Origin of the sequence: Paraburkholderia solisilvae (assembly GCF_902859875.1) — a bacterium.
GTDB lineage: Bacteria > Pseudomonadota > Gammaproteobacteria > Burkholderiales > Burkholderiaceae > Paraburkholderia > Paraburkholderia solisilvae.
Genome location: NZ_CADIKF010000019.1, coordinates 112905 through 120598, shown reverse-complemented (window position 1 = coordinate 120598; position 7694 = coordinate 112905). Strand labels below are relative to the sequence as shown.

At 66.0% G+C, this 7694-nt stretch carries 6 protein-coding genes; 2 read left to right on the top strand and 4 right to left on the bottom strand.

Going from position 1 to position 7694, the window contains the following annotated elements; all coding sequences use genetic code 11:
• Nucleotides 1–515 precede the first annotated feature (515 nt).
• Both HV675_RS14040 and HV675_RS14035 read left to right on the top strand, forming a co-directional pair.
• The gene (locus tag HV675_RS14040; protein ID WP_175111517.1) at nt 516–1103 is read left to right on the top strand and encodes a BPSL1445 family SYLF domain-containing lipoprotein; all 588 of its coding nucleotides are present in this window, start codon (nt 516–518) and stop codon (nt 1101–1103) included.
• A gap of 331 nt (nt 1104–1434) precedes the next feature.
• Nucleotides 1435–1698, top strand: a complete 264-nt coding sequence (locus tag HV675_RS14035; RefSeq protein WP_175111516.1) for a hypothetical protein — start codon at nt 1435–1437, stop codon at nt 1696–1698.
• Between the two features lie 56 nt (nt 1699–1754).
• Here the strand turns inward: HV675_RS14035 and HV675_RS14030 are convergent, their stop codons facing one another.
• The 4 genes from HV675_RS14030 to HV675_RS14015 form a co-directional block, all read right to left on the bottom strand.
• Nucleotides 1755–2825 (bottom strand): glycosyltransferase family 4 protein, encoded by a 1071-nt coding sequence (locus tag HV675_RS14030; protein ID WP_175111515.1) that lies wholly within the window; start codon nt 2823–2825, stop codon nt 1755–1757.
• Between the two features lie 525 nt (nt 2826–3350).
• Nucleotides 3351–4514, bottom strand: coding sequence for an AAA family ATPase (locus tag HV675_RS14025; protein WP_175111514.1), 1164 nt, complete (start codon nt 4512–4514; stop codon nt 3351–3353).
• Between the two features lie 27 nt (nt 4515–4541).
• The gene (otsA, locus tag HV675_RS14020; protein ID WP_175111513.1) at nt 4542–5957 is read right to left on the bottom strand and encodes an alpha,alpha-trehalose-phosphate synthase (UDP-forming); all 1416 of its coding nucleotides are present in this window, start codon (nt 5955–5957) and stop codon (nt 4542–4544) included.
• 233 nt (nt 5958–6190) lie between these two features.
• Nucleotides 6191–7606, bottom strand: coding sequence for a mechanosensitive ion channel domain-containing protein (locus tag HV675_RS14015; RefSeq protein ID WP_175111512.1), 1416 nt, complete (start codon nt 7604–7606; stop codon nt 6191–6193).
• Nucleotides 7607–7694 lie beyond the last annotated feature (88 nt).

Here is a 7694-nt window from a genome sequence, read left to right as displayed (position 1 = left end):
GCCCCATGCGGCGCCCGGCGCCGCGCCAGGGTCGGCGAAGAGCCCCGCGAATCACTGAAGCGCGCGGCGTACGCTCCGCGTATGCGGGCTGGCAGTCAGGCGGCTGGTTGGCATTGAGGCATTGAGGCGTTCAGGCGCCTGGGCGCCTGGGCGCTTGAACGGCGAGTGATGCGCCGCTGCAACACTTTCAACAAGGCTTCAACTGACGATAACGGCGCGCTGATATCAGTAAAAACAACCGGATTCGCAGCTGCCGCGGCGGGCAAATCGTCAGCGCAAAAGCGGATGACGCGAGAGCCGCGCGCCGTGCGAATCTGCCACGCGCAGCGGTCCGGCGCGTACCGCGGCACCGGTCGGATTTACCCGAAGCATCGGTCGCCCGCCCGGAAACGCCCATCACACAAGGCGCTGCGGGTCGCCGGTAAAAGACGCTCTTTATGCATCCGTGTGTTATAACTAAACAGCAACCCGCGTGAACTGAGGCTGCATACCCGGAACCACGATGGAGAAAAACGATGCAAAGACGAAACTTCATTCTAAAAAGTAGCGCCGCGCTCGCTTTCGGAAGTCTTGCACTCGCAGGCTGCACCACCACCACGAAGAGTGGAGAATCGGGCGCGACCGACATGTCGAAGCGGCAGTCGATTGACGCGAGCGTCGACGGCACGATGTCCCGGCTTTACAGCACTGTCACCGGTTCGCGCGAGCTGGTCGCGAAATCGCGCGGCGTGCTGGTGTTCCCGTCGGTGATTCAGGTTGGTTTCGTGATTGGCGGGCAGTACGGCGAAGGCGCGCTGCGCGTCGGCGGCAGCTCCGTCGGGTACTACAGCACGGTGTCGGGTTCGTTTGGCCTGCAAGCCGGTGCGCAATCGAAGGCGATCATCTTCTGCTTCATGACGCAGGACGCGCTCGACCGCTTCCGCAGTGCGGACGGCTGGTCGGTCGGCGCCGATGCGTCGGTCGCGCTCGTGAAGATCGGCGCCAACGGCGCCGTCGATTCGACCACCGCGACTGCACCGGTCGAAGTGTTCATCCTCACTAACGCGGGTTTGATGGCCGATGTATCCCTCGCCGGTACGAAGGTGACGCGGCTGAAGATCTAGCCGCGCAGCGCGTCCGGTCAGCGTTGTCCGCCGCCGTCCATGCACCCGGCATCCTGACGCGCAACAGTCTCACGTCTTGCTGAACTGAACCCACAAAGCCGGGGTCCGGCTTTGTGGGTTCAGCGCATCCGGTCGACGGATTCGATTTCCCCATCCGCATGCAGCGGCGCGCAATGCTGCCGTGTTTGGGTCACGATGTTCCAGTATTTCCCGCCCTTAGCCGCCCTGAGCAAAATGGAATCGACACGTCAGCGCAGCGACGTGTCCATCGCACGCGCTCGCCGAGCGCGAAGCGATTCTCCAACCTGCTTTATAAAAGGAAGGGCAAAAAATGAATGTCACCCATCAGATTCATACGCGCGTCGAGGATGCCGGTTCGCTCGGGATCATCGGCGTAAACGGACGCTCGGGCAATGAGAAGCGCGACGTGCAGCCGCCGTGCGGGTGCTCGGAGGACTGGAAAGCTCATCGCCCCGACGACGCTTACGCGGGGGGCGGCCTGCTGCGCTTCGAGCATAGCTCGAAGCCGCAACACGATCCCGCGCTGGCTAACTGGGCCTACAACCAGTTGAGATCGGGCGGCTCGCAGTCCTAAGCTGAAGACTCACATCGGCGCGGTCGCGTCGCGCCGATCATTGGCGCCATGCAATCTCACGGACTCGTCGACGTATCGATCACCTTGAAGCGCGAGCGCTTCTGCGCACGGATCACGGACTGATACGCGTCCACGTATTGCTGCGCCATCCGGTGCGACGTGAAGCGCTCCTCGAAGCGTCGCCGCACGCCCTCGCGCGGCAGCTTGTGCAGGCGGTTCACCGCCGCCACCGCGCCGATCTCGTCCTCGACGATAAAGCCGGACACACCGTCATCGACCACCTCGGGCACCGCACCGCGATTGAACGCGATGACCGGCGTGCCGCATGCCATCGCTTCGATCATCACCAGCCCGAACGGCTCGGGCCAGTCGATCGGGAACAACAGCGCATGCGCACCGGACAGGAATCCGGCCTTCTCATGGTCGGCGATTTCCCCGATGTATTCGACATACGGCAGATCGAACAACGGCCGGATATCGCGCTCGAAATATTCGCGGTCGGCGGCATCGACTTTCGCCGCGATTCGGATCGGCATGCCGCAGCGGCCCGCGATGCGAATCGCCGTGTCGACCCGTTTCTCGGGCGAGATGCGGCCGAGAAACGCGAGGTACTTCTGCTCGACCGGTTGCGGCGTATACAGCGCTTCCGGCAAACCGTGATACACGGTGGTCAGCCAGCGCGCCTGCGGCAGCGGCTGGCGCTGCGAGTTCGAGATGGAGACCACCGGCGCGGTATTGAACGTATCGAATACCGGCTGCTGCTCGGGCAAATCGAGGCGGCCGTGCAGCGTCGTGACGAACGGCGTGTCCTGGCGCTTGAACACCGAGAACGAGTAGTAATCCATATGGAAATGCAGCACGTCGAACTGGTCGGCCTGGCGGCGCACCAGTTCCATCAGCAGCATATGGGGCGCCACGCGGTCGCGAATGCCCGGATCGAGGCGCAGCGCGCGCGGCCACACCGCTTCGAGCTTCGCGCGCGTGACCGAGTCGCCGCTGGCGAACAGCGTGACGTCGTGGCCGAGATCGACCAGCGCCTCGGTGATGTATGACACGACACGCTCGGTGCCGCCGTAAAGCTTCGGCGGTACCGACTCCGTCAAAGGGGCGATCTGCGCAATTCTCATGACGTCTCCGTAGTGGCGAGCGAGTATGCCAGCGCGGCAGGCTTGCGGGCAATTGGAGCGAACCGCAGGTCGTCGCCCGCGGTGAGGCTGCGGGGTGTGAACGGCGATTCGCTCCGCATGCAGGCCTCCCATGCGCGACGGCTTTTTGCCGGCGTTTTTGCCTTGCTGCCTGCTGTCGTTTTGCTTACGTGACTCGATTATTGCCTGGGCGGATGGAAAAAACCGCGTCTATTTCACTTGCAGAGCGCTGTTACAGTCGGGAAACATTCGCTCACGAAGAGAGAACGATGCGACGCGCATCGATGCACACGGGACCGCGCATTTTAAGCGGCACGACGCGCACGCGCGAAGTGCGCACGGCTTCGCGCGCAACCGGCTGCGCCGCGAGCTGCCTGGCGGCCACCTGCGTCACTGCAGCCTGACTTACGGCGAGCCGCTCACATCGCGACCCGTCGGGTCTGCTATCTATGGATGCGCGATCTGTCGGGCCGCAATCCTTCGGGCCGCAATCTATCCGGCCGCGACCTATCGCGCCGGCCACTTCCACGCCGGCACGTCGAATTCGTCGACACCCGCGATGCGCGTCGCACCAAGCTCCTTCTCGAGCACCAGCGACTGGCTGCCGCTGTCGCGCTCGAGCGCGGCGATGAGACGCGCCGCGTGCGACACCACCAGCACCTGGGAAGACCCGGACGCCTGTGCGATCAACCGTCCGAGCGCGGGCAGCAGATCGGGATGAAGACTCGTCTCCGGTTCGTTCAGCACCAGCAGCGCGGGCGGACGCGGCGTCAGCAGCGCGGCGATCAGCAGCAGATAGCGCAGCGTGCCGTCGGACAGTTCCGCGGCCTTCAGCGGCCGCAACAGGCCGTGCTGATGCATCGTCACTTCGAAGCGGCCGTCGAGGTTCGTGATATCGATGCGCGAGCCGGGAAACGCATCGCTCACCGCATCGTCGAGCGCGCGCGGCGAGCCGATCTCGCGAATCGTCTGCAAGGCGGCCGCGAGATCCGCGCCGTCGTCGGCCAGCACCGGCGTATGCGTGCCGATTTGCGGCAGTCGCGCGGGCGCGCTCGCGTCGGTGCGAAAGTAGTCGTAGAAGCGCCACGAGCGAATCTGTTCACGCACCGCGAGCATTTCCGGCGCGCCGCGCGGGTCCGCGAACTCGGTCATCATGCTGTCGAAGCTCGCCACCGTCTGCGGCACGGTCTGCCAGTCGCCGTTGTCCGCGCGCGTGCGCAGCGACGCGCCGTGCCGGTCGACCAGCAGCGCCGACGGACGCAACAGCGGCCCGCTCCAGATGCACTCGCGCTTGATGACCGGGTCGAGGCTGAACTGCGTCGGCCCCGGAATCGGCAAGCCGAGGTCGATCGCATAACCGAATTCATCGCCGGCAAAACCGAGGCGCAGGTTCACCGGCTCGTGGCGGCGCGTGCCCTGCACCGGCTCGTCGCCGGCCCGCATCGCGCGCGAAAAGCGCTCGGGGCCCGCCCACAGCGTCGACTGCAGGCCGCCTTCGCGCGCCAGCGACGGAATCACGCCGCCGCGCGCGGTCGCGGCAAGCAGGCGCAGCGCGCGATACACGTTCGACTTGCCGCTGCCGTTCGGGCCGGTCACGACATTGAGTCCGTGCAGCGGCGCGATCAGATCGCGCAGCGAACGGTAGTTGGCCACCGCCAGCGTGGTCAGCATGATCGGCCTCGCGGTTCGAGCGCAGCCTCAGGCCGACGGCGCGCTGCGCGGCGCCGGGCTGGCGGGCCGGATGCTGCGCAGATCGCGCAGGAACGTATCGCGCCACACGCCGAGGTCGTTCTTGCGCAGCGCGGCCATGTTGATGTCATGGCGGCGCTTGCGCTCGTCGAGCGGCATCGACAGCGCGCGCTGCAGCGCCTCGCACATGCCGACCGAATCGTGCGGGTTGACGATCAGCGAGCCGGTCAGCTCGGCCGCCGCGCCGGCGAACATCGACAGCACCAGCACGCCTGGATCGTCCGGGTTCTGCGCGGCCACGTATTCCTTCGCGACGAGATTCATGCCGTCATGCAGCGGCGTGACGAAACCGATCTGCGATTCGCGGAACAGCGACATCAGTTTCCAGCGGTCGTAGCGCTGGTTCAGATAGCGGATCGGCGTGTAATCGAGGCCCGAATAGCGGCCGTTGATGCGCCCTGCTTCGTATTCGAGGTCCTGACGGATCTGCTGATAGGTCGACACATCGGCGCGCGTGGGCGGCGCGATCTGCACCAGCGTGACGTTGCCGCGCCATTCGGGCGAACGTTCGAGCAGCTGCTCGAAGGCGCGAAAGCGCTCGACAAGTCCCTTCGAATAGTCGAGCCGGTCGACGCTCATGATCAGCTTGCGGCCTTCCAGGCTCTGCTTCAGATCCAGCACGTGCTGCCGGCTTTCGTAGCGCCTCGCCTGCTCGGCGATCTCGTCCGGGAACACGCCGATCCGGTAGACGCCGGTGCGCAGCTTGCGGCCGAATGCCTCGACGTGGCCGCCCGGCTTCACGGTGCCGCGCGCATGACGTTCGATGTAGTCGTGAAACGCGAGCTGGTCGGTGTCGGTCTGAAAGCCGAGCAGGTCGTAGCAGCACAGCGACTTGACGAGTTCTTCGTGCGGCGGAATGTTGATCAGGATTTGCGGCGACGGAAACGGAATATGCAGGAAGAAGCCGATCCGGCTGTTCACGCCTTCGGCACGCAATGCTTCGGCGAATGGAATCAGATGGTAGTCGTGCGCCCAGATGATGTCGTCGGGCTCGAGCAGTTGGGTCAGCCGATGCGCGAGCCATGCGTTCACGCGCCGGTAGCCGGCGTATTCGTCGCGCTCATAGCGCGCGAGGTCGTTGCGATAGTGGAATACCGGCCAGAGCGTCGCGTTCGAAAAACCCCGGTAGTACTGGTCGTAGTCCTTGCGCGTCAGGCCTACCGTCGCGAACGTCACGGCCCCATCCTGCTCGAGCGTCGGGCCCGCGTTTGCGACCGTCTCGCTGACCACGTCCCCGCTCCAGCCGAACCAGACGCCGCCCGCGTCCTTCAGCGCGCCGAACAGGCCGACTGCAAGCCCGCCGGCGGATCCTTTGGTTTCGGTAGGTGTCGCCACGCGATTCGATACGACGATCAGTCGGCCCATGCTGGTGTCCTTGAAGTTCTGTTCATGCTCATATCCGGTGCGGCCCGCTGTCGGGTTCGACCGGTCGCAGGCCGGATCGGTTGCAGGCCGTCCGGTTTGCGCCGCAGCGGTTCGTGCTGCCGGCGCGCGTTACGGTTTGCTGCGCGAGCGGGTGCGCGCTTGCGCTGCGCGGTTGCGTTGCGCGTCGCGTTACCGTCGCGTTTCCATTCGCGCTTGCGTCGCGCCGTCCGGCGCTACGTGGTGCGCTCGGGCGACGCGTCGGTGCAGTGTGCTTCTGGGCGCGCTTCGTGGCCGGGCTCGCGGGGGGGTTGCCGGGCTGCTTCATGGCCTGCTGCGCGGCCTGCTTCATGGTCATCAGCCCTCTCGCCTGCTGCGCGGCCCGCTGGCTCACCTGCCTGCTGCTCCACCGCCTGTTTCCCCCGATGCCTCGCCGGCGCCCGCGCGCCGTGGCCCGCCACCGGATCGGCCGCGGTATCCGCGACGGTGCTCGACGCCGGCGCGGGTGTCGCGTTCGGCATCCGCTCGAGCGGCTCGCCCGTATCCGCGGCCGCGATCACGCGCCCCACGTCAGCGTCGGCGACCCAGTTTGCCGCCAGATCGGCGCGCGCGCGCGGCAGATAGTGCGGATAGTGGCGCTGCACGAAGCTCACCAGCCCTTCGCGAATCCGGCAGCGCAAATCCCAGTTGAGTGCCGAATCGCCGGAGCTGACCAGCACGCGCAACTGCATCGCGCGTTCGGTCGCATCGGTGACCTGCAACACCTGCACGCGGCCGTCCCACTCGGGCGCGGTTTCGACAAGCCGCGCGAGTTCGTCGCGCAGCGGCGCGAGCGGCATCCGGTAGTCGACGAACATGAACACGCTGCCGACGATCTGCGCGTCGTTGCGGGTCCAGTTCTGAAACGGATTCTCGATGAACCATTGCAGCGGCACAATCAGGCGCCGCTGGTCCCACAGCCGCACTGACACATAGGTGCCCGTGATTTCCTCGATGCGGCCCCACTCGCCCTCGATCACCACCACGTCGTCGAGCCGGATCGGCTGCGACAGTGCGATCTGCAGGCCGGCGATCAGATTGCCGAGCACCGGCCGCGCGGCGATACCGGCGACCAGACCGGCGACGCCCGCCGAGGCGAGCAGGCTCGCGCCGATCTGCCGGACATTCGGGAAGGTCATCAACGCGGCGCCGATCCCGATGATCACGATCACCACCATCACCGTGCGTGCGAGCACGCGCGCCTGGGTGTGGATGCGGCGAGCCTGCAGGTTGTCGACGGTGTCGAGCGGATGGGCAGCGACGATCGCTTCGCCGATCGCAGCCGCGCTGCGCACCGATAGCCACGTGATCGCGGCGATCAGCGCGAACGCGGCCGCGTCGCGCAAGCCGCCGATGAAAAGCAGCGTGTCCGGCGCTTCCCACCAGACGATCTCGAGCGCGACGATCGCCATCGCGAACCGCGCCGGCCGGCCGATATGGTGCAGCACGACGGTCATCACCGGATACGGCCGCGCAATACGCATCAGCACCCGCTGCCCCAGCCAGTGCACGCCGATCGCGACGACGCTCAGACAGACGGACACGATCAGCGCGCCGGGCCATGCATGAAGCGGCGCCGCGGCGATGCGGCTGAAATCGTCGAACGTCACCATGAATGCGTCATTCCTGTTCAGGTTACGGAAAAAGGGAGAGCGGCCGGTGCCGGGCGATCTGCGTAAGCCGGCTCAATATGGCCACTCG